The following is a 21,220-nucleotide window of genomic DNA, read 5'->3' as shown; positions in this document are numbered from 1 at the left end:
ATGAAAATTCTCGTCACTGGTGTAACTGGCTTTCTTGGCCATCATATTGCGAAAGACCTTCTAGGCGAAGGCCATGAGGTTATCAATTTCTCAAGACGTCACACAAGTGAGGTCGAGGAACTTGGAATCAGAACACATCAAGGTGATTTAACAAATTTTCAAGATATCAAAGATGCCCTTACAGGTATTGATGCTGTTTTTCATGTTGCTGGAAAAGTCGGTATGTGGGGCAAGAAAGAAGATTTTGAAAGAATCAATATCGACGGGACAAAAAACCTTCTAAGAGCAATGAAGGAAGCTGGCGTTAAGTACCTGGTCTACACAAGTACACCTAGTGTTGTCTTTGGAAAAGAAGAGATAAAAAATGGTGACGAATCCCTTGCATACCCAGAGATCTATTTAAACGAATATGCCAGAACAAAGTCAGTGGCAGAAAGGCTTGTCTTAGAAGCAAATGAAGCAAGCTCGAGACAACTACTAACCACAGCAATTCGTCCACACCTTATTTACGGTGAAAGAGACAAGAATATCATTCCTACATTAGTCGAGAGAGCTAAGAGTGGCCGCCTAAAGATTATAGGCCAAGGCAATAATCTTGTGGACATCAACTATGTTGAAAATGCTTCACTAGCACACGTTATGGCCTTTAAGGAACTTATTCAAGAAGCAAAGAATCAAGGGAAGGCCTATTTCATTGGCCAAGAACGCCCGGTAAACCTATGGCACTTTATCAATGAAATCTTAATGGCAAAAGGTGTTGCACCATTAACGAAGAAAGTTTCATTGAAGCTAGTTTATCTTATTGGAGCCATTTGTGAGTTCATTTACAAGTTAATTGGCAAGTATGAGGGACAACCGGCCATGACAAGATTTGTGGCCTTACAAATGGGAACCTCACATTACTTTAAGCACGACAATGCTCTAAAAGACTTTGGCTACTCTCCTAAAATTTCAATTGAAGAATCAATTGAGAAGATAAAAAACTAAAGCACTGAGAACAAGTCGGTAGATTAAGAAATAGCCAAATTGGATACGCTTAATTAACTTCATAAAGAAGTGAATTGTGGCAAGTCCTACGACAAATGAAACGATAACGCCCACAACACAACTTAGCATATCAAATTGTGCTCCTTGCGGGTTGCCCATAAGGTTGTATGTTTTAAGTAAAAAGGCCGCAAAAATTAAAGGTAGTGATAGTAGGAAAGAGAAAGAAGAAGCATCTTCCTTTGATAGCCCTAAGAACCTCGCTGCTGTAATCGTAATCCCTGAGCGTGAAACTCCTGGAAAAATAGCAAGAACTTGCGAGAGGCCAATCACAATTGAAGAAGAGGCCCTAAAACCTTCCATATTCTTATTTGTTTTTCCAATTCGATCTGAAATAAAGAGAAGAATTCCAAAAAAGGCCAAGTTAAAAGCAATAAAGACTTCGTTACGCCCATAATTTTCAGCAGTTGATTTTAAAATTAGTGCAAAGAATCCTGTAAAGAATGTTGCAATGAGAAAGTTCTTAGTGAAGTTATCGCAGCTCTTACCGGGAATCAGAAATAGCACAGCATTTTTTACAATTCTTTTCACATCATTAAAGAAATAGATCCCTACGGCCAACGCCGTACCAACGTGCATGGCAAGATCAAAGAAGATACCTGGATCTTTAAAATCGTAGATAAATGGTAGAAGTGCGAGATGCCCTGAGCTAGAAACCGGTAAAAACTCTGTTAGCCCTTGAATTATTCCATAGACGACTGCCATCCATAATGTCATCTCTCAACTTCCTTTGTTACTTTTAACGCTTGCGTTTGCGCTTACTCTTTTTAGAACGTGTCCCCTTTCGTGGAGACTTCTTTAATGCCTTCTTTTCATTGTCTTGTGAAAGCAATTTAATATCTTTTAATTTTAGAGCAAGAAGGATGTCATTAAAACCTTTAATTGTCGCCTTCGAATAAGAATTCTTATTTTTGTCCATGGCCAATTGAAAAACCAGACTAAAGCGCTGTAAGGCCGAACGAACACTAGCGATATAGTCTTCATTTTGTGATTCCAATGCCTTCTTAGCATCCATCTTATAGTACTCAACAAGAAAGTTTTCCAGTCCTCTTGTATAGTCGCGAGTAAACTTAATATCTGTTTTATTTGAGATGAGATCAAAGCCGGCAAGTGGATTAAAGATCCCATCCTTTACCCAAGTTTGTAGTCGTTCATTTACCTTTTCTCCCCATCTCGCTTTAAAGAAAAGTGTATTTGCGAAAGCTGTTTGGGCCTTATCATTATCAAGATTTCGGTCCCAAATGCTCTTATATACAACAGGCTTTAAAAGGGAGAGGCTAAAGAAAGTTTCACGGTAAATAATATTTTCACCTGAATAGTCTTTCTTCCTTATGAGAATATTTTCACCGCTTTTAATAAAGTCGATATAGTTATCATTGGTAATTTCAAGTAATTTCTCTAGTTCAATTTTAAGCTGTAGATAAGGAAGAAATTGAAAATGCCCTTTTAAAATGAGCCTAGGAATACTCTTATAATTGACGAGAAATGCATTTGAGATCAGTTCAAAAAGCTCAAGACTTGCTCTACTACTTAGGTAATAAAGATCATCATCTCCCCTTTTTGACAATTCTAGCACCATACTCAACTCAGGATAATATAGATCAAAAAGAAATAAGTTATCACGAGCGACCTTTACAAGTGAATAAAGATCAAAGCGTGATGAAATTTTAAAGATACCCTTATTTTTAAGTTTCGTATCCCAAATTGATATTAATGGACGATAGATCGTTTTTGAATCGACCTTTCTAATTTCAAAGCTAGGCCTTATGGTAAATCTTGAATTATCTAAATTGGTAAAACTTGAAAAACCTAGACTTGTGGAACCAATTTCGGTGAACGATTCAAAATCAGTAATCTCTCCTTCCACAAAAGTCTTTAGACCAAAATCCACAAATTGATTACTAAATAATTGCTGCTTATACATGAGGGCACTAAATGGCGTGAGCCCAATCGAAACAACACAAATTATTGTAGCAACTAAGTAAGATAATACTTTTGATTTATAAGTAATTCTCGAGGCCGTAAGCTTCACACTTATTGGTGACTCCACCCCTCTTGCAAATATATCCAAAATGAGTCGCACTGGTAATAAGATCAAGCGCATGATGGCACCTAATCTTTTTTGTATGGCCGAGCCCGCTGCAAGTCTAACACCACAAACATATTGGCCGAGTGTGATACTAAAGAATAATGAGCAATAGAATACATAGAGAAAGTATGTAATCAAGTAGACATAAAGATGTTGGATTGAAGCACCAAGATTTTTAATATTAAAGATTGCATTTGTAATAGATAAAATAAACTCACTACCCAAAAGCCCATAACTTATAAATAAGCAAAGGCATAAATCGATAATGGTAGCAGTAATTCTTAGGTAGCGATTTGTATAAAACGTCATAGATAATCAACCAACGGCCACTATTTTTGGCACTCAAATTTTAAATATTCTCAATTATAGAAGTATTTTAACACCATGAAATCTCATGTTCCATCACATAAAATCAGCGACTTATTTGCACCCTTGAGTATTTATTTAACCAATTCATTAGGTCAAGCATCAATTCATTAATAAAATAAAGAAAATTACTAAAATGTCGATAAGTATAAAGCATTGAATTGACAGGGGAAGTAAAGTGAAAAGATTAACGAAGGCCAAAGAGCAAAATAACTTAAGAAAGAAAGGAACAGGTTCCTCTTTCAAAAAAGTTAAAGTCAGCGTAATGGCGTTAACACTTATTCACTCATCTATTCCGATGAGCGCATTCGCTTTTAAGAAAAATGGTGAGTCTTGGTCAGAGTTCACATCTGGTTCAGGAATGAAGACTGTTATTGGTGGACTAAACATGATTGGGGATATCTCTCAACAAATGTACAACCAAGGACGTCTATCAAACACTGAGATCCAAGCACTTCAGGCCTTCAACAAATCAAAGGCCGATGCTCAACAGAAACTTCAGTCAAGAAGAATGCACCCTGCTTTTAACTGTCCTCTTGCACCAGAGCCAATTCTTGCACCAAATGGGGCCTGTAGCATTGGTGGGAATCTTAAGATTCCTGAGCAAGCACTAGAGTTTGGACAAAATATTTTAAATGAATACACAAGCTTTCTAAAACCAAGAAATACTCCTCCATATGTTGGTTCTCAATGTATTGAGGATGGAATGAAGAGTATTCAAGATAACTTTGCTTCAATGACTTCTCAGTATGATCGCATGATTGAGCAATTCGAAGCAGAACTTAAGAAAGTAGCAGAAATTCAAAAGAAAAATAGAATTAAGATCAAAGAAGTTCACGCTCTACTTAATGGTGGTGGAAATAATGTAAGTCAGGATTTCATTAATACTGACTTTAATAAAATTATGCCAGCTTCATGTGTGGAAGCATATGATGTAAATAAAATCATTAAGAAGCAAGGTGGACTTGTTGGCCTAAAAGATAGAATGAGTAGTGATGACCGTAAGGCAAAACGTTTTAGAGGAAGCTCTCTTATCACAATGAGAAATCAAATTGAATCTGATAAGAAAAAAGTTGCTCAAAGACTTGCGACAGGTGGTTACGATGAAGCTCTAAGAGAAGACCTTTTTAAAGGAACTCAATTTGCTAACCTATTTTCATCAGCAAGAACTTTTGCAGCTCAAAATACAACAGCTAAACTTAAGAAAGTACAAACAATGCTTTCAAGCCTAGGTGTTAGTGATGCTGACCTTCCAAAGTTTGATGATCCAAGTTTCTTAATTAAAGTTGATCGTCTAGCTTCAAAATCAGAAGATTCATACAAAGAAAAATTTATTATTGACTGTATGACTGGAAAGAATGCTGCTGCCTACTCGACTCCAATTAATCAGGCAGTAAACTCATTTGATAATGTTAAGCTTGGAAACCAAGGTGACACGCTTTCATCGTTTAAAAGAGCAGCATCTAATGCATTCTCTGATCCAACATCTCTCTCTTCTCTAGATAGTGTTGCGAACTCATTTAACAATAATGATATTAGAATCACTGTTTCTAACAGCAGTGGAAATAGTGTGACAAAATCAGCTAAGGAATACTATAGCGATATTAAGAATGAATGTGTTGCCATCTTCAATGGAGATCTAAAGCCAGCTGGTGATGTGGCAAAACTAGAAACATACCGTGCAGAAGCAAAAGCTCTAAAAGCAGAAGCTAAGAAACTTCAGTCTCTAACAAAGAGAACTCTTGCCTCAGAAGGCGACGGAAGTATCATGGCCGAGATCGATGAGCTAATTTACAACTGTAATGGTAATGCAGTTGAGCTTAGCAAGTGTGGGCCAGATGTATATGAAACATCAAGCAAATCATTTTGTGTAACTCAAGCTGCAGCTTGTTCTGACAATGTAAACACATGTGCTACTTTTACAGAGACACTTGTGAATGCAAAGACAGCAGAACTTAAGCAAAAAGCAGATACTTATAATGCTCAAATGCAACAATATGAAGACAAAGCAAAGGCCCTAATGGCACAAATGCAAGCTCATATGCAAAAGGTTTCGGATCATGCTTACAAGAATATGTTCCCTAACCTAACTCCAGAAATGGCAAGAGCATATGGTATTCCTGCTTCTTCAGGTCTTACATTTGGTAAACTTCAAGACCTTGATCAACCAATGGATGAAGCAGAAACAAAAGGTATCCTACTAGAGAAAGATCCTGAAGCCTTTATGCGTGACCTACTAGCAGGAATGAATGGTAATAGTGCAAGCATGAGAGCTGATCTTAACAAGTGGTTTGAGAATCAGAACACTCACCTAGCTTCACAAGTTGAAAAGATTAACCAAAGTCTTCAAGAAGAAAGAGGAAAATGGCAAGAATTCGTTTCAAATTGTGCGACAGCTATTAATGACAGAAACCAAGCAGCACAAAAGGCCGCGAAAGAAGGTGCAGAAAAAGCAGCTGAAGCATCACAACAACAAGTTGAGTTCTGCTACAAGCTAAAAGGTCTACAAGACTCAAGCCCAGGACCTGGTTGTACAGGTGACAATAATGCAAGTGACCTATACTCAGATGCAACAGAAATTGCTTCTATCCTTCAAGCACAATCAGGAGGGCAATCACCTCTTCAAATGGCAATGAATGGTGGTTCTTCAAGTACTCTAATCTTTGAACAGATTTCTGAGTATAAGAAACTATGTGCAAGTGCATCGGCAGAAGGAAGTATTCCATCAGATGGTGAATCAAAAGATTCAACAAATAGTGGTAAGTCTCTTGCTCAACTACAAAGCGCTTGTTCAAACAGTGGGCAAAATGATGATCAGCTAATCACTTCTCTAACGACGAAACTTACGGACAATCTTTCAGAAGAAGAAAGTAAGTATAAAGAAGATATTGAAAACTTCATTAACGATGACACTCAGATTGGAGATGATGCACTTAAGGCAATCTCTGACAAGAACCTAATCATCGCTCAGCAAATTCAGTCTCTAAAAAATAGGGCCTCTGAGATTAGTGGAGATTATGAAGGTAAAGGACTTTGTAAGATGCTTTCATCAGGACGTGACAAGTATGTTGGTAAACTATGTGATGGAAAAGCTGATACAGCAAAAGAAGAGTGTATTACAAGAGAAAGAAAAGACTTTGAAAAAGATAAGCTAGTTGCTTTAGGAGTTGCTTACGAGGCGAAAATCATTACTCAAATTAGCTCTCCAGGACTTCAAAGTGAATGGAACCGTATTGGTGAGAAATATAGTGGAACAGCTTGTGCGGCCATTAATGGATCTCAATATGGCCAAAAAGGATTTATTCCAGGGCTTATTGAAAAGATCGATCGTGACTTAGCGTCAGATGGAATGATTCAGTAACTCGATAGAATAGAATATATTGATTCAAGGGCATGGGAGGCCTAATTGAAATTTGCGGTACGTATAGTTAAAAATAAAAAAGAATTACTTCATACACTAGGGACTTTAGGGTGTATCAGTATCCTTGCAACTTCATGTGTGGTCGATCAGGCCTCTTCATCACGAGAGGGCTCTGGCGGATCAGCTTTAAGTAACACTCAAGATACAGTATCAGCAAATTACGGACGTGTCTTAACGGCCAATCCCCTCGTTCTTAGCGATTACGCAGCAGATGAGAATACAGACCTCTCAACACTCATCACTCGCTCACCTATTTATATTACAAGTAATGAGTACTTAACAAAATCTTGCTCGCTAATTGGTGACTGCTTAGAAGTAACGGAAGATGCCGGAGTTTCGGCATTTCAAAATGAATCAAGAAAGTGGGCATTTCCTGTTACAACGACAGAGTTCCTACAAATCAATGCTTTTTATCATACAGCAAAAGTCATCGATACATACCTAGGTGACGTTACAACATATGTCTTTGATCGCCTTAATCAGGTCTCTTACGACACGTCAGTGCCAACAAATACAGATTTACACAAGGCCTATTGGAATGCTTCCAACAAAGCCAAGCTTGTCGTTCATGCCGATGCAAGCCTTAGAAAGAACGCCAGCTTTGATCCAAGTAACTTCCTAATCAAATTAGGTTATATTCCTGGTTATCAAAATATCAAGATGGCCCAAGACCCTTCTGTTATTTATCACGAATTTGGTCATGCTATTGTTGATCGTCTAATGAACCACAGAAACAGGGCCTTTAATGCAGCATTTTGTTTAAATACTCAAAACCCAGTCTGTCTTGAAGAGTCAGCTCTTGGTTACTTTGGCCACGATGAGGCATACTCGATTAATGAAGGGATTGCCGATTACTTCTCATACTTCACTAACAACAGAGAACATATGGGAGAATGGGGATTAGGAAAATTCGCAAATGCTTCACGCCCTATCTCAGAAGACGATTCAATGCATATTGCAGGGATCTCAACTGATGAAGACTCAAGACTCAGTTATCCAGAATACCTAGGATACGATGTTTATAGTACAGAAGCTCGTGTTGACGATATCCACGTTGATGGACAGATCATCAGTCACCTTCTAGTTGCCCTAACAAAAGAACTTAGCAATCGCTGTACAGGTAATATTGACGGCGCTAAGAAACTTGTTTTCTACGCTCTTGTCGAGTCACTTGGAGAATTAGGAGACTTATCAGCACAAGCAAAAGATGGACTGACGGGACAAATCAATCTTGATCAGGATTTTGCTAAAGAGTGGCTAAAATCAGTAAACCCAATTAACTTCAGACGCTTTTCTCAATCACTAGCAAGAAATGTCTACAATATTACAAATAGCCAGTACAACCTATGTACATACCAAAACTTTTCTAAGGATAACTTAGAGCAATTATTCGACTCATACGGATTACTACTTTTTAGAACTTATAATAATAACTTGAATTCTATTTCAACGACAAATATCACAGTTAATCCACTTAATCGTAAGAAGACAGAGTTAATTAACAAAAATCTTCTTGTTAAAGACACACGCTCTTCATACTCATCATTAAGTGTATTTGATATCCGCTCGTCAGTATATCAAACAATTCAAAACCAAATGGATGTAGGTGAAGTAACAACAGTCGATGCAAGATATAACAATGGAAACGGTAAGGTTTCACCAGGAGAGATCGTCGGTCTATTTGTTAGCGTCTACAATAACTCAAGCTCTATCATGGCAGGAACAAGAGTCCTAGCATCGGACTGGGCGCATATGCAAGACGGTGTACCATGTTCAAATTTAAGTGATGGCTACCCTTCGATTTCACAAGGTGGAAAGACTTGTGATCCATTAACAGAAACAAATTATAACGACACTGGAAGAATCATGCCTGTTTGTATGCTTACATATAATGACGGTACGAGCACGAAACTTCTTAATCAGCATGAATTCTTAAAGAGAATGAAGTCTGATATTGGACTGCTAGAAAAAGACTGCTTAGGACAAGGTGAAGATCGCACACAAGACGATTTAAATAATTGCTTTGTAAAGGCCATCCCAAGTACGAATGTTCAAAACATTCCTTTCATGGCACCTAAGTCTAATTGGCAAGAGACAATGCAAGCAGAGCAAGGAGCTCCTCTATTTACAGACTCGAATATTATGTTCTTTGAGATCAATAAAAATATCCCACTAGGAACAGAAGTATCATGTCGTCTACGTATGACATTTGCAAACTGTGAAGATTGTTACCACGATCTAACTAGTACTAATTATGATGACTTTAAAGACTTTGAATTTGCAGGTGAAGAACCTTTTAGCATTTTAAATATTAACTTTACGGTTGAGCAATAAACTTAATCAAAAGAAGGCCTTAATGAAAAAGTTTTTACTATTTTGTAGTATCTCTTTAGCAGCACTTTTTATTATTTCTTCATATCAGAATGAAGGAAAATCTAATTCTAAAGAATACTCTTCCACAAGTGGTAAGAACGAAAAGCGCTACAAAGCACGAAAGCATCATCACGGACATAAGCACCACTCTCGAAAGATTGCTTCTGTACCAACAGCAGGTCTTCCTAAAGATGAATCAAGCACAAATAATTCCCTGGCCAATGTTGCTCAGGAGTTAACGAAAGAGGATATCGCCGTTATTAAAAAAGTAAAAAAGAATCTACCGATTCTAGCAAATAGTGAATTTGAAATCGTAAAAAGACTTAAGATTACTGATAAGAGTATTTATATTGTTAATCGTGACGTGAATGGAATGCCGCAATCATTCACAGCAATTATTGATAATAAAACGGGAAGAATTGAAAAAAGCTGGGGAAAGACTCGCTACGAGTCTCCCCTAAGTACAAGACATTATCCTGCAACTACTTACTAACCGGCTTGATCCACTCTGTCGTGTGACCGTTATTTCCAAGACGACGTGCCGTCTTTTCATAACCATGGCTCTCATTTAGTGAGTATTGTCTGAAATTATCAATTGAACAATAGTGAACAATTTCCTTCACATCAAACTCTTTAGCTGCTTGCTCAAAGAAGTCCATGATTCTGTGAGAAAAACCACTTCCACTATGTTGCATCTTGATTGATGTATTCTTACAAAGAAGCTTATCACCTTCCTTCTTCACGAAGGCCGCTGCGATAATTTCTTCAGATAGTTTTACTGAATAGAGTTGCCAACCATCTGACAATTCTTTCTTAATATCATCTAATGTCCACTTAAAATCTGGACTATCAGAGAATGCCTCAACGTTGTAATCGTAAACGTCTTTTACTTTCTTTTGAGATGTAACTGACTCAAAACTTAGTTCGCCTAATTGAATGGCCTTTACCATGATTCCTTCCTAGTAAATAATATTGTAAAAAACTGAGATCTTTCTACAATTATAGCGTAGAGATATAAGCAGCAAGATCTTTAAAGTCTGAATCGTTCAGACCTTTAATAAATGGTAACATATCTGGGTTCTTTCTTTCACCAGTTTTAAACTGAACAAGTGATGAGTAAATATACCAGTCGTATTGTCCCGCAATACGAGGAGCGTTCATCGACTTCTTTCCTTCTCCATTATCACCGTGACATGAAATACAACGTGAGTATAGAGTCTTACCTTTGGCCGCGCTTTGAGCGTGAGCAGTATTCATTGAAAAAATACCTAGTGTGATAAGTGCAAGGGCCGTTAACTTCATTCTAGTTCCTCTTTTATAAAATCTATTTTTTGTTAATTTTCTTTACCGTATAGCTATCTAATATTAACTGCTTATACATCACTGCGCAACTAATTTTATACGCTGAGATTGAAAGCTAAAGTTCATATACTTAGCAATACAATCATAGATCATCTCTTTTAAGCTATCGGCCTGTAGCTGACGCAGTCCACCAAAAGCTAGGCCATTATCAACACAGACCTCATTTTCTTCTATGCTAAATAATTGAATTTGACCTAAATTATAACTCTCCAGAGTCGCATTCACATTTTCAATAAGTGAGGCCATTTTCAAAAGACGTTCTTTTAGGTCCAATTTTTCCCAATTGAGAACTTCTATTTTATTATTCATAAGGGCATTTTCAAAAAACTCTTTCTGAATTTCTTGTAAGATCGTTTCAAACCACTTTTTTAAGTCTAAAACTCCTGGCCAACTATGTTGGGCAGCACTATCTCTTAAGAAACTTTCCGCTTCTCTAAAAGTCATTACAAATAAGGCGCTAGGCCCAACTTTCTTAACGATCGTCAAGGCACTATAAATAAGGGCCTTCTTTCTTAGCGCATCTTCTTCATTTGCCATAAAACTTGCATCAAAGAAGCTTGCTGAAATATATTGAGAATATTGTGCAGTATCGAGATCACGAAGAAGCTCTTGTGCTTTATTTGATATTGTCATCATCCACCTTTTTATAGGAATCAAATTAACAGCTTTGAATACTTTTGACCATAAATTAAGAGATTATGCTATCATTTAGAGATGACACAAGATTCGCAGACAGTAAAAAAGAGATATCATCTAATCGACCTCACAAGAGGCATAGCAGTCATTTTAATGATTATCTTTCACTTTACATATGATCTTGATGTCTTCGGATTTGTGGATGTTGAATTCTTTAGGCCTGGTTTTTGGTACTACCTCCCACGCCTTATTGTAACTCTTTTTATGTTCTCAGTAGGTGTTTCAATATGCATGGCCCACCCTGGAAAGATTCACCCACGCCCATACCTCATTCGCCAGGCAAAAATTGGGATTGCGGCCATTATCATAAGTGTCTCAACATATTTTATGTTTCCAAAAAATTGGATCTACTTTGGAACACTACATTGTATCTTCTTTACAACATTACTAATTACTCCCCTAAGAAAGAAACCATGGCCTAGTGCGGCGTTGGCCATAGTCATTCTAGCACTTGAAATGACCCCTTACGCCATCCCATTTCCAGAGATGAGTCACGCATCGTTAGACTTTATTGCAGTCTTCCCATGGGCCGCTGTTTCAATGTTGGGAATAACATTCTTTCACCTAGGCTGGCATAAAATCGATTACCCACAGTGGCGTCTAATACGCTTTACGCAGTTCCTAGGAAAGCATTCATTTCTTATCTATGTCACTCACCAACTATTTCTCTACTCAATTGTTTATATTGCGTACAAGATCATAAAAGGTGCGCCACTTTTGTAAGGTTTTTGAAAACTTTTTGAAATCCATAGCCTCTCTTTACCAACTATGCTATTTAATTTAGCAAAGGAAAAAGGCTAAAAAGCAATGGTAAGTAACAAGTTCAATTACAAGTACTTTGAGCGTTCAATTGGCTCAATGAAATTCGCAGTTTTTATTATTTCACTATTCTCACTTGCAATGATTGTAGGAACATTCGTTGAAAGTTATTACGGAACAGACTTCGTAGGAAGACTTATCTATAAAACGTGGTGGTTCATGGCCATCCAATTCTTTATGGGATTAAGTATTCTATTTGCAGCACTTATAAGGTTGCCACTAAAGAAAAGACTCTACGGTTTCTATACAATTCACGCAGGCCTTATCATTATTGGTATTGGTTCATTTGTCACATATATTGCAGGAATTGATGGAACGATCCACCTTCAGCCAATGACTCCAACAAGACAAGTTGTCCTTAACGAAGATGTTATTGAGATCACGCGTCCAGACGAAAACACAAGAGCTGTTCTACCTCTTCCTTATAGCGCATTTGATAGCAATATTGGCGTTACTTACAAAGAAATTGAAATTAAAGAATATATTCCATTTGCAGACAAGGTCATGCAGTGGTTACCGGCCAAAGATAGTGTTAATGATTCTGATAATATGCACTCATCTAGCTATATCATTTCAAATGATAACGTGGCCCAAGACTTCACATTAAGTCTCCATCCTGAAGCATTTGATTTTCAAGCTTCTCTAAGCATGGGTCTTTTAAGTATTACTTACCTACCTAAAACTCTTGCTCCATGTTTTTCAACACCAAGTGACAGTGGCCTAATCCTTTGGGACTCGAGAACGTCACAGTGTTACACTGCAGAAGAGAAGAATATCAAGGTTGAAGAGACAGCAACGAATAAACGATTCTTCGTTATTAAAGACGGAGAAAATGTTTACTCATTTCTACCAGACCTAAGTCCTTGGGCCCTTGACCAAAATCTAAAGCCTGCAATGAATGCTCCAATCAGAGTATTTTCTAAGAATCTTTTTAAAGAAAAACCAAACCTATTTCTCTTTGGAGACTCAGCTTCTTTCTTTGATAAAGATGCCGACAAGTGGGTTAGCCAGAATTTTGATAACCAAGGTCTAATGTCACTTCCTTGGATGGGATTCACACTTAAATTAGTTCGCAATGAAAAGAACCTAGTTCCAACAATGGTACCTGAGTCAACTCTACCAATTCAACAAAACGGTGGACTTGTTAGAGGGATAACAAGAGCAGCAAAAATTCATGTAAGAGATAAAGAATATTGGCTAACAGATGATAAGCCAGTCTCAGTACTGATTGATGGTGTTAAGACAAATGTCTACTTAACGAAGAGATCATTTCTTCTACCATTTGAATTCACACTAACACGTTTTAAAATGGATAAAGACCCTGGAACGAATCGTCCTGCAAGTTATGAGAGTTTTGTGAATCTATTCACAGATGGTGACACAACTCCATATCATGTCTATATGAACAACCCTCTTAAGTATGATGGCTTCACATTCTACCAGGCCTCATACTCACAAGATCCTGAAACAGGACAATATAGCTCAACCCTATCAGTAAACCTAGATCAAGGACGCTGGATTAAATACCTAGGCTCACTCCTACTCGTCTTAGGTTCTCTATGGCACTATTATCTAAATTATCGCCCTAAGAGAAAGACGAAGGACCTTTTAGGTCTTGAAGTAGCAGATGGTGACCAATTAGGAGACAAGAAATGATTAAGATTCTACTAAGTCTACTTATCGCAACAAGTACACTTGCTAACGTTAACTTTTGTAATGATGAGTTAGGAAAACTTCCTATTCTTCAAGATGGGCGTATTAAGCCACTTACAGTTCATTCAAAAGAAGTTATTCATCACCTGACAGGAAAGTACAAGGCCAAAGGTCACTCATCAGTAGGTACTTTTTGTCTTCTAAGCTCAAAAGCATTTGGCCTAGAAGCACCTTTTAAATTAGAAACTAAAATTGAGCACAAGAATACGAAAGCTCTTCTTGGCGGAAAAAGCTCAATGGCACTTGATGACTTAATTGATGAGAACGTCACAATTAGAATGGCCTATCAAAAAGAAAAGGTTGAATCAGGTTATAAGAAAGAGCTTAATAAGCTGCTTAATAAAATTGCTCTTTATCAAGACATCATCAATGGAAGCAATTGGCAGCTTCCAGTAAGAATGGGCAATGAAATCTCGTGGGAGCCAGTAACAAGCTTTTTAACAAAAGAAAAAGTCGATGCACTAGCACAAGTTTCATCAACACCTTTTAAGGATGTTTTTGCTAAGGCCAAGAAAGACTATATCGAAGTAAGTGGTGATAAATACTTAACAGAGTTCTTATTCGATAAATTACAGCTGACAAAAATTGCTTTTGCCCTAACTCTTATTGGCCTAGCAGCTCTAGTTCTTTTTAAGAAGTTTGGAATCGCACTTGGTCTTTCAGCGCTAACGATTATCGTTCAAACAGTATATATCACTTTAAGAGTCTATATTTCAGGACGTGCACCAATTACAAATATGTATGAAACAGTTATCTTCTCAGGATACGGTGCTCTTCTACTTTCAATGATTATTGGACACTTTAAGAAAGAAAAGACATATCTCTACATGGGACTTGCATACAACCTATGTACGCTTATGATGATTACATTTGCGACTAATATGGTTTCGCCATCAATTAGTCCTCTTGTTCCAGTACTAAGAGATAACTTCTGGCTAAGTACTCACGTAACAACAATCATTATGTCTTACGGTGCCCTGGCCCTAAGTTGGATTCTAGCAAATACAATTCTTTTCAAAAGAGCATTTACAGACTTCAAAGTAGAAGATGAGACATACTACAATGACCTAATCTACACGACTCTAAAATACGGAATCATCATGCTTGCGGCAGGGATTATCCTTGGTGGTGTTTGGGCCGATTACTCTTGGGGAAGATTTTGGGGTTGGGACCCTAAAGAGACATGGTCACTAATTGTTCTATGTATCTATATGGCGATCCTTCACGGAAAGTATACAAATTGGATCACAAACAAAAGCTTCTCTGTCCTTGTAGCAGGGGCCTTTATGAGTGTTATGATGGCATGGTTTGGAGTTAACTACATCCTTGCAACTGGACTTCACTCATACGGATTCTCTCAAGGTGGAGCATACTTCTTAGGAACATTCTTTGCAATTCAAACGATCTTCCTAATCTTAACAGTTATAAAATCAAATCATAAAGCTGCATAAAAAAAAGGGCCTCTTAGAGGCCCTTTTTTATTACATAAATGGATTGATATATTGTGATCGTATTTCTCGAAGCATATAATCGTCATCATTCATTTCGAAGAATCCAATTAGAGCTCCCTCAGTAATTTGTTGTTGCTTGTAGTAAGACTTAATAAAGCCATCAACATTGTCCTTAATAATTGCAGGAAGCGGAACAAAGCTTAGACCTAGACTTGCTAACGTCAGAACACTTCTAAGTCTCTTCACGCGATTTGGACGATCATAAGAGTAAGCGATTGCAGGAGACTTATCAAAAGTGTGATTTCCATCAAATAGGTTAACAATCACTCTTTCACCATCAAGAGTTACCTCTTGAAAACCATAATTGATTCTCTCACCAACCGATGAATACTTTGACTTATATGATCTAAAACGATTAGTTGCCGTTCTAAATTTTGAGTAGAAGCTAGCTGTACCGTATCTTGGCCAGTTTAGCTTAGCACTATTTGATTCCCAGAATGCAATCCAATCAATTCTTGACTCATAGATTGAAGAATAAACAAGATCCACTTCTTCTTTTGTCAGGCCAAGTTCTACAGGACTTGCAAACTCAAGATAGTGCAGTAGTAGGTTTTGGTGATAAAAACGTCTCGTTCTAAAAAGCTTCTCTGTTTCTGTAATAACATAGAAAGCTGTATTTAAAGCAGGAACTGTTGATAGACGCTTACGAGCTTGATTTAAGGCCCAGTTAACGACCTTATAAGTAACATTCTTACGATAGAAAAATGTTGCATTATCTGGCTTTGCAATAATCGTTGGGTCAATATAATAGAAAGTATCCTTAATCTTTGAACCAAACTCTTCAATTAAGTTATTAAACTCTTTATCAGCAAAAATAGCGTCAAAATCAACACCTTCAAATGCACGCATCGAAGTCACAACTCTTTTAACATTCTTTTGTGTTTGAAAATCATTACCTAGAAAGTTATGACCTGTTTCAAAAAGTCCTTCTACTTCAGCTTCATAATTTCCAGTAAGTCCACTTTGTGACATCAAGGCCTGTTCATTTAAGATTGAGTTTTTAATATACTCAACATAGTCCTTGAACTTGAATTTTGTACGGATTGTACGATCTCTTACAGCAATAAGTTTTCCAGAATCATCTCTTTCAAAAGAAAATCTGTTATTAAATTTCTCATTTATTCTATCTGAGTTTGCAGCAAGAACATTGCTCGACACTAATAGCATCAATGCTAGCATTAGATTTCTCATTATCTTCCTCCATGAAAATATCCTTTTATTTTAATGGCAGTTGGAAAATAAATCACAAGATGTAAGAAAAGAAGAGAATGTTTAGCAACTTAGTTGAACAAACTACTCAGACTACTGTCCTGATTTCTTAGTTATAGCAGCATCAAGATCATTTAAAAGGTCCATATTCTCAGGCGCTGTATTCTTAAGCTTTTCTTCTTTAAGGGCCTGTGCTTGTGCTTCGGCCTCAGCAGCGGCTTCCTCTTCAGATAAAGCAGCAACTCTTTGCTCTTCTAAGAATCTTTCATTGGCCTCTTTCATTTCCGCGGCCTCTTTATCTCGAATCTCTTTCTTATGTTGAGTATAAATATCATTCACAAATTGGCGAAGACGCATTTTCTCTTTTTCACCAATGGCATGAATTAGGCCCTGGTACTTATAAGTATTGCCTTCTTTTTTATAGATATTGCCTTCTTGAGGAATAATCTTTACTGCAAAATTAAAAGGATGAGTTAAGTAGTAATTCCCTAAAACAAGTTCTTCATCTAAAGAGAAGAAACAAGTCGATTCAGAAATTTCAACTAATTTAGCACCCCTAATAATTAAAGCATGACTTAGTGGCGACTTCTTAGAGACAAAGTACTTTGGAGGGTTAAAATAGCTCTTATTAAGCTTTGCATACTTCATCGGATCTTTCTTTCTTAGAGCTGCAATCTTTGTATTTAACTCTTGTTCTTCTTTTGTAAGACGTTTTTCTTGTAATTGGTGCACCATTTGAGAAAGTACATTCATCCCAATCATTGTCGGATTCACAAGAGCGAATTGGTAATTAAACCTCTCCTGAAACTCTTTAGAAGTATATCTGTCACAATTAATAACGATAAAATAAGGGCTATTATCCCCTAGCTTTTTTATATTACTTACAGCACTCTTTAATACTTCATCCTGCTTCTGATGAAACTCTTCAATACTTTTTGCGATATTGGCCATCTGATCAACATCTTGATTCTCTTTTGCCTCATCAAGCTCGCCTTCCTCACTAATAAATTCAGGATAGCAGTAAATAACAATGTCTGGATTCAGGCGTGAAATATATGTGTAATCTTCCTCAAATCTTTCATTAATTCTAAAAACAAAGTCATATGAATCAATGAGTTTTTCATTTGTTTTAAAATAATGCATTTGAGGATCAACCATAAATAGCTTAGTGAGTTTTTGTGATCCATAAGAAGAGTTATCATTAACCCAGCTCTTTAAGGTCTTTCCAATCTTAAGCTTTCTATTTAACTCATTCTCGTTTAAGTCTTCTACATTTAGGCTAAAGCTTCCATCCTCGCGCTTTGCTGGATCAACAAAGAGATACTCTAACTCTGACCAACCATTAGCGCCATAGTAGATATTATCAAGGCCATGCTTACGAGCGATAAAGTAATTTGTGTCCATTTGCTTCTTATCAAGCGCATGCTCGACTTCAACAAGCCTACCTTCTTCAAGCTTATTATTACACTCGATATGCATTGTGCTCAAACCGTAGAAGCCTACACGTGCAATTTCTTTAAGCTTAATAGCGGCCTCTAATTTTGCAAGAGCAAACTCTGCGGAAACAGCATCTGCAGGAAAGCGTTGTTTATAAGGATGATAAACGACATCGTGAATCTCAATACCTTTAACAAAAACAAAGTCGAAATGAATTGAGATAAGTTTTTTTACATCATCGAGGTTATTTACAATTGCAACTATTGGAGTATTTCTAAAGAAGTGTATTCTTTTTAAAATCATTCCTAAGTTGTGGCCATGAGCCTCATCTTCTTTTATGTCGATATAGATAATCGAAGGGGCCAATTCAAAGAGGTCAAAAATACATTCATTGATATTATTTGCATGATAAGAAATCTGATGAAAACTTTTTTCTTCAGCTGGATATGTTTTGATATACACTTTTTGTAGGTCATCCCAATAACCAAGGTCCTTACCGAGATAAGCAATCTTCTTTGACACAATTTGTCTCCATTCAATTAATCTTATCTACATAATATCATGATTTAAAAAAGGAATATACAACATATTGGTTTTACAGGGCTTTTAAGTTTGACACAAAAACTAAACATCAAAGTCATCATAATATTGACCATGATACTCGTCATTTTCTTTGGTAAAGAATCTTCTGACAAAATATTGGCCAACTCTGATAGTAGAAATGAATCCAAAGTTTTCAAGCTTAAGAATTGACTGGTGAATTTCTTCGAGTGAAATTTGAAGCTTTTCAACAATTTCAGACATCGACATTAATTGAGAGATACCATGTTCACGATATGGATTGGCCTTCGACCAAACACGACGATAAAGGTACATTAGAATAACAATCTCAACTCTTGTTAAGCGATAATTAACAAGAATCTCATCAAAGAATATATCAGGGATATCTGAGAACGTAGGAGCAGGAAAAGAGTTCGCATCGATCTTACTTGAATCAACTTCTCTCTTTTTATGAGTTGCAATTATTGAATGTATGTCAACCATAATTCCTCCAAGAAGGATTTTCCTTCTTACATTATGGCATAAAGTTTGGGGATAAATCTAGTGCGTTATTTATTTAGGAGTTTTTTGCCTAGCATATTTTCGGCCAAGGCCTTAATCGCCTTATTTCTAGAGCCTTTTGAACGGTGCTCACCTAATTCATTTTTTATCTTTGTGAACAAGTCATAGTTTTTAAGTCGACTATCATCCTCTAAGCGGACAATGGCATTGATTAATTCAATTCGTAAATCGATACAATCATTTTCAAGAAGAGCATTTCTAGCATTTATAAAATTTAAAATTTTCTTATATTGATTTTTCTTAATTGCAAAAAATGAATAGAGTTCTTCACTGAAGCCAGCATTATTATAGAGAACAACTTCTTCAATCGAATTCATATCACTAATAAGATAATTCTCATCGAGAAGTATAATTTCGCTTAAGTCCTGAGGTAACTTAATTTGATGGCGTTTAATTAGCGAAACAAGGGTTTCTACAAATAACTGACAGTCCTTACACTTTGAAGATTCATACTTTAAGTAATGAAGAGAAATTTTTCGTAAATCAAACTTTGCATAATTTTCGTCTTCAATTATTGCAAAGCCCGTATTGATACTAAAGCGAATCGTTCTAAGAAGTCTTACGGGATCGTTAAAGAAGTCCGCATTAATATAATTAATTTCTTTTTTTTCAATATCTTTTAGGCCACCAAAAGGATCAATAATATCAACTTCAATCTTATCGTCGACAACACTAAACTGCGCACCAATAGCATTAATTCTTATATCTCTTCGCTTGAATGATTGCTCGTAAGATAGGCTACTTGAAAACTTGGGTGTAAAATTCTTATGGCCAATATCATCATTAAACTCTTCAAGACGTGCTGAAGAAAACTCAATCTCGGCCTCCCCAAGATTAATACGAAACACTCCCATCCCAATATACTTGGCCTCGGGGAAGTTCTCTGCAAGATAATCAATCCACGCCTCGCCATCAATTTCTTGAAGGTGTCTGATCTCAAAGTCAAAGTCTGTTGATTTTTTTCCTAGATACCAATCTCTAACATTGCCTCCAACAAGACAAAGCCTAAAACCTTTTTCCCAACTCTTTCTAATGAATAGCTGTATTGAGTTTGGAATATTTGAAAGGTCATATTTCTTCATCATGGGAGTTAAAGAAATGGATTGGCCTCTTTAGTAAGCATTTCAATTGTTTTTCTAATACGCACTAACTCTGTCGATTCCTTATGGTAGACAATGTAGAAACGGTCATTAGAAACCTCAAATGCTTTTCCTAGAGTTTCGATCTCATCACTATAGTACCAGCGCTTTAGAACGTGATTTGGAACAACTGCGATTCCAAGTCCACTCTTTACGGCCTGTAACATATTTCCGTGAGAGTTTATTGAGTAGCGAACATTTACTTTCTTAGGTTTCTTACCATACTTTGCCACACACCAGTTGTAGTAAAGACGATCACCTTGCTCAAAAAGCACAGTAGGCATCTTAGTTAGCTCATCTAAAGAAGTTTGTTCTGTAATATTAAAAGGGTTGCCCTTAGGGTAAACAAGAGTTACCGCCTCTTCACTTAGAAGAAGCTTTTCACCGGCCTTAGGTAGCGCTCCTTCAGGAAGCACGAGAAAGTCGATTTTATTCTCTTCAAAGCTTTTAATTAAATCTTCTTGAAAGCCTAGAGAGATATGAATTGATAGGTCTTTTTCATTCTCAGCAAAAGTTAAAAGCTCGTTAGCAAGCCATGACTTTCCAACACCAGTAAGAGTACCGATGCGTATCTTTCCCTTCATTTCATCTTTATTATCTTTAATTTGGACAAGAGTTTCATCCATATCGTTAAGAAAATTCGTTGCAAGCTCATAGAGCTTCTCACCTTCTTGAGTTAGAACAACCTTCTTACCAGTTCTCTTAAAGGCCTTAACACCTATTTTAGTCTCTAAATTCTTAACTGATTGAGAGATAGCAGATTGAGTTACATTTAGGTCCTCAGCTGCACGAGAGAAGCTTTCTGCACGGGCCACGGCCACGAGTGTTTGTAATTGGCTTGTTTCTAACATAATTTTAACCTTATCTTAAGTATAAGTTATACCTTATACCAAAAATGAACATTTGTAAATAACAACTC

The 21,220-nt window shown here is 36.8% G+C and carries 17 protein-coding genes; 7 read left to right on the top strand and 10 right to left on the bottom strand.

Annotated features, from left to right (window positions below; all coding sequences use genetic code 11):
* Nucleotides 1–987, top strand: coding sequence for an NAD-dependent epimerase/dehydratase family protein (locus ABMA79_RS11385; protein ID WP_393092646.1), 987 nt, complete (start codon nucleotides 1–3; stop codon nucleotides 985–987).
* Here the strand turns inward: ABMA79_RS11385 and ABMA79_RS11380 are convergent.
* Nucleotides 964–1,761 carry an undecaprenyl-diphosphate phosphatase gene (locus ABMA79_RS11380; RefSeq protein WP_392911749.1) on the bottom strand — a complete coding sequence of 266 codons (798 nt, stop codon included), beginning with the start codon at nucleotides 1,759–1,761 and terminating at the stop codon, nucleotides 964–966. The genes ABMA79_RS11385 and ABMA79_RS11380 overlap by 24 nt on opposite strands.
* Nucleotides 1,762–1,783: 22 nt before the next feature.
* Complete coding sequence (locus tag ABMA79_RS11375) at nucleotides 1,784–3,442, bottom strand: hypothetical protein (protein ID WP_393092643.1); 1,659 nt, start codon at nucleotides 3,440–3,442, stop codon at nucleotides 1,784–1,786.
* A 235-nt stretch (nucleotides 3,443–3,677) separates the two neighbouring features.
* Between ABMA79_RS11375 and ABMA79_RS11370 the strand changes: the two genes are divergently transcribed.
* Genes ABMA79_RS11370 through ABMA79_RS11360 form a run of 3 tightly spaced genes read left to right on the top strand, consistent with a single transcriptional unit; the run spans nucleotide 3,678 to nucleotide 9,786 of the window.
* Entirely contained in the window at nucleotides 3,678–6,860 is a 3,183-nt protein-coding gene (locus tag ABMA79_RS11370) for a hypothetical protein (protein WP_393092640.1), read from the top strand.
* A gap of 45 nt (nucleotides 6,861–6,905) precedes the next feature.
* Nucleotides 6,906–9,254, top strand: coding sequence for a hypothetical protein (locus ABMA79_RS11365; protein WP_392860478.1), 2,349 nt, complete (start codon nucleotides 6,906–6,908; stop codon nucleotides 9,252–9,254).
* 22 nt (nucleotides 9,255–9,276) lie between these two features.
* Nucleotides 9,277–9,786, top strand: a complete 510-nt coding sequence (locus tag ABMA79_RS11360; RefSeq protein ID WP_393092637.1) for a hypothetical protein — start codon at nucleotides 9,277–9,279, stop codon at nucleotides 9,784–9,786.
* Here the strand turns inward: ABMA79_RS11360 and ABMA79_RS11355 are convergent.
* The 3 genes from ABMA79_RS11355 to ABMA79_RS11345 all read right to left on the bottom strand — a co-directional run bounded on the left by ABMA79_RS11355 (nucleotide 9,776) and on the right by ABMA79_RS11345 (nucleotide 11,291).
* Nucleotides 9,776–10,243: a hypothetical protein gene (locus ABMA79_RS11355; RefSeq protein ID WP_392860474.1), complete on the bottom strand. Its 468-nt coding sequence runs from the start codon at nucleotides 10,241–10,243 to the stop codon at nucleotides 9,776–9,778. The genes ABMA79_RS11360 and ABMA79_RS11355 overlap by 11 nt on opposite strands.
* Before the next feature lie 49 nt (nucleotides 10,244–10,292).
* On the bottom strand, nucleotides 10,293–10,595 hold the full coding sequence (locus ABMA79_RS11350; RefSeq protein ID WP_021267353.1) for a cytochrome c: 303 nt from the start codon (nucleotides 10,593–10,595) through the stop codon (nucleotides 10,293–10,295).
* 78 nt (nucleotides 10,596–10,673) lie between these two features.
* Entirely contained in the window at nucleotides 10,674–11,291 is a 618-nt protein-coding gene (locus tag ABMA79_RS11345; protein WP_392860472.1) for a hypothetical protein, read from the bottom strand.
* Between the two features lie 78 nt (nucleotides 11,292–11,369).
* On the opposite strand from ABMA79_RS11345, the gene ABMA79_RS11340 reads away from it, so the two are divergent.
* The 3 genes from ABMA79_RS11340 to ABMA79_RS11330 all read left to right on the top strand — a co-directional run bounded on the left by ABMA79_RS11340 (nucleotide 11,370) and on the right by ABMA79_RS11330 (nucleotide 15,334).
* Nucleotides 11,370–12,074 carry a heparan-alpha-glucosaminide N-acetyltransferase gene (locus ABMA79_RS11340; RefSeq protein ID WP_393092634.1) on the top strand — a complete coding sequence of 235 codons (705 nt, stop codon included), beginning with the start codon at nucleotides 11,370–11,372 and terminating at the stop codon, nucleotides 12,072–12,074.
* An 84-nt stretch (nucleotides 12,075–12,158) separates the two neighbouring features.
* On the top strand, nucleotides 12,159–13,826 hold the full coding sequence (locus ABMA79_RS11335) for a cytochrome c biogenesis protein ResB (RefSeq protein ID WP_392860470.1): 1,668 nt from the start codon (nucleotides 12,159–12,161) through the stop codon (nucleotides 13,824–13,826).
* Nucleotides 13,823–15,334 carry a cytochrome c biogenesis protein gene (locus tag ABMA79_RS11330; protein WP_392860468.1) on the top strand — a complete coding sequence of 504 codons (1,512 nt, stop codon included), beginning with the start codon at nucleotides 13,823–13,825 and terminating at the stop codon, nucleotides 15,332–15,334. The genes ABMA79_RS11335 and ABMA79_RS11330 overlap by 4 nt, the downstream gene beginning before the upstream one ends.
* A 30-nt stretch (nucleotides 15,335–15,364) precedes the next feature.
* Here the strand turns inward: ABMA79_RS11330 and ABMA79_RS11325 are convergent, their stop codons facing one another.
* The 5 genes from ABMA79_RS11325 to ABMA79_RS11305 all read right to left on the bottom strand — a co-directional run bounded on the left by ABMA79_RS11325 (nucleotide 15,365) and on the right by ABMA79_RS11305 (nucleotide 21,152).
* Complete coding sequence (locus ABMA79_RS11325) at nucleotides 15,365–16,585, bottom strand: hypothetical protein (RefSeq protein WP_393092631.1); 1,221 nt, start codon at nucleotides 16,583–16,585, stop codon at nucleotides 15,365–15,367.
* Between the two features lie 111 nt (nucleotides 16,586–16,696).
* Nucleotides 16,697–18,562, bottom strand: a complete 1,866-nt coding sequence (locus ABMA79_RS11320; protein WP_393092629.1) for a hypothetical protein — start codon at nucleotides 18,560–18,562, stop codon at nucleotides 16,697–16,699.
* Nucleotides 18,563–18,664: 102 nt separating this feature from the next.
* Entirely contained in the window at nucleotides 18,665–19,084 is a 420-nt protein-coding gene (locus ABMA79_RS11315) for a hypothetical protein (RefSeq protein ID WP_392860463.1), read from the bottom strand.
* 65 nt (nucleotides 19,085–19,149) lie between these two features.
* Complete coding sequence (locus ABMA79_RS11310) at nucleotides 19,150–20,247, bottom strand: hypothetical protein (protein ID WP_393092627.1); 1,098 nt, start codon at nucleotides 20,245–20,247, stop codon at nucleotides 19,150–19,152.
* A gap of 5 nt (nucleotides 20,248–20,252) precedes the next feature.
* Nucleotides 20,253–21,152 (bottom strand): LysR family transcriptional regulator, encoded by a 900-nt coding sequence (locus tag ABMA79_RS11305; RefSeq protein ID WP_392860459.1) that lies wholly within the window; start codon nucleotides 21,150–21,152, stop codon nucleotides 20,253–20,255.
* Nucleotides 21,153–21,220: the final 68 nt, after the last annotated feature.

The organism is Halobacteriovorax sp. HFRX-2_2 (assembly GCF_043196705.1).
Classification (GTDB): Bacteria; Bdellovibrionota; Bacteriovoracia; order Bacteriovoracales; family Bacteriovoracaceae; genus Halobacteriovorax_A.
Note: the sequence above shows the minus strand (reverse complement) of the source record. Positions and strands in the feature narration are given on the sequence as shown.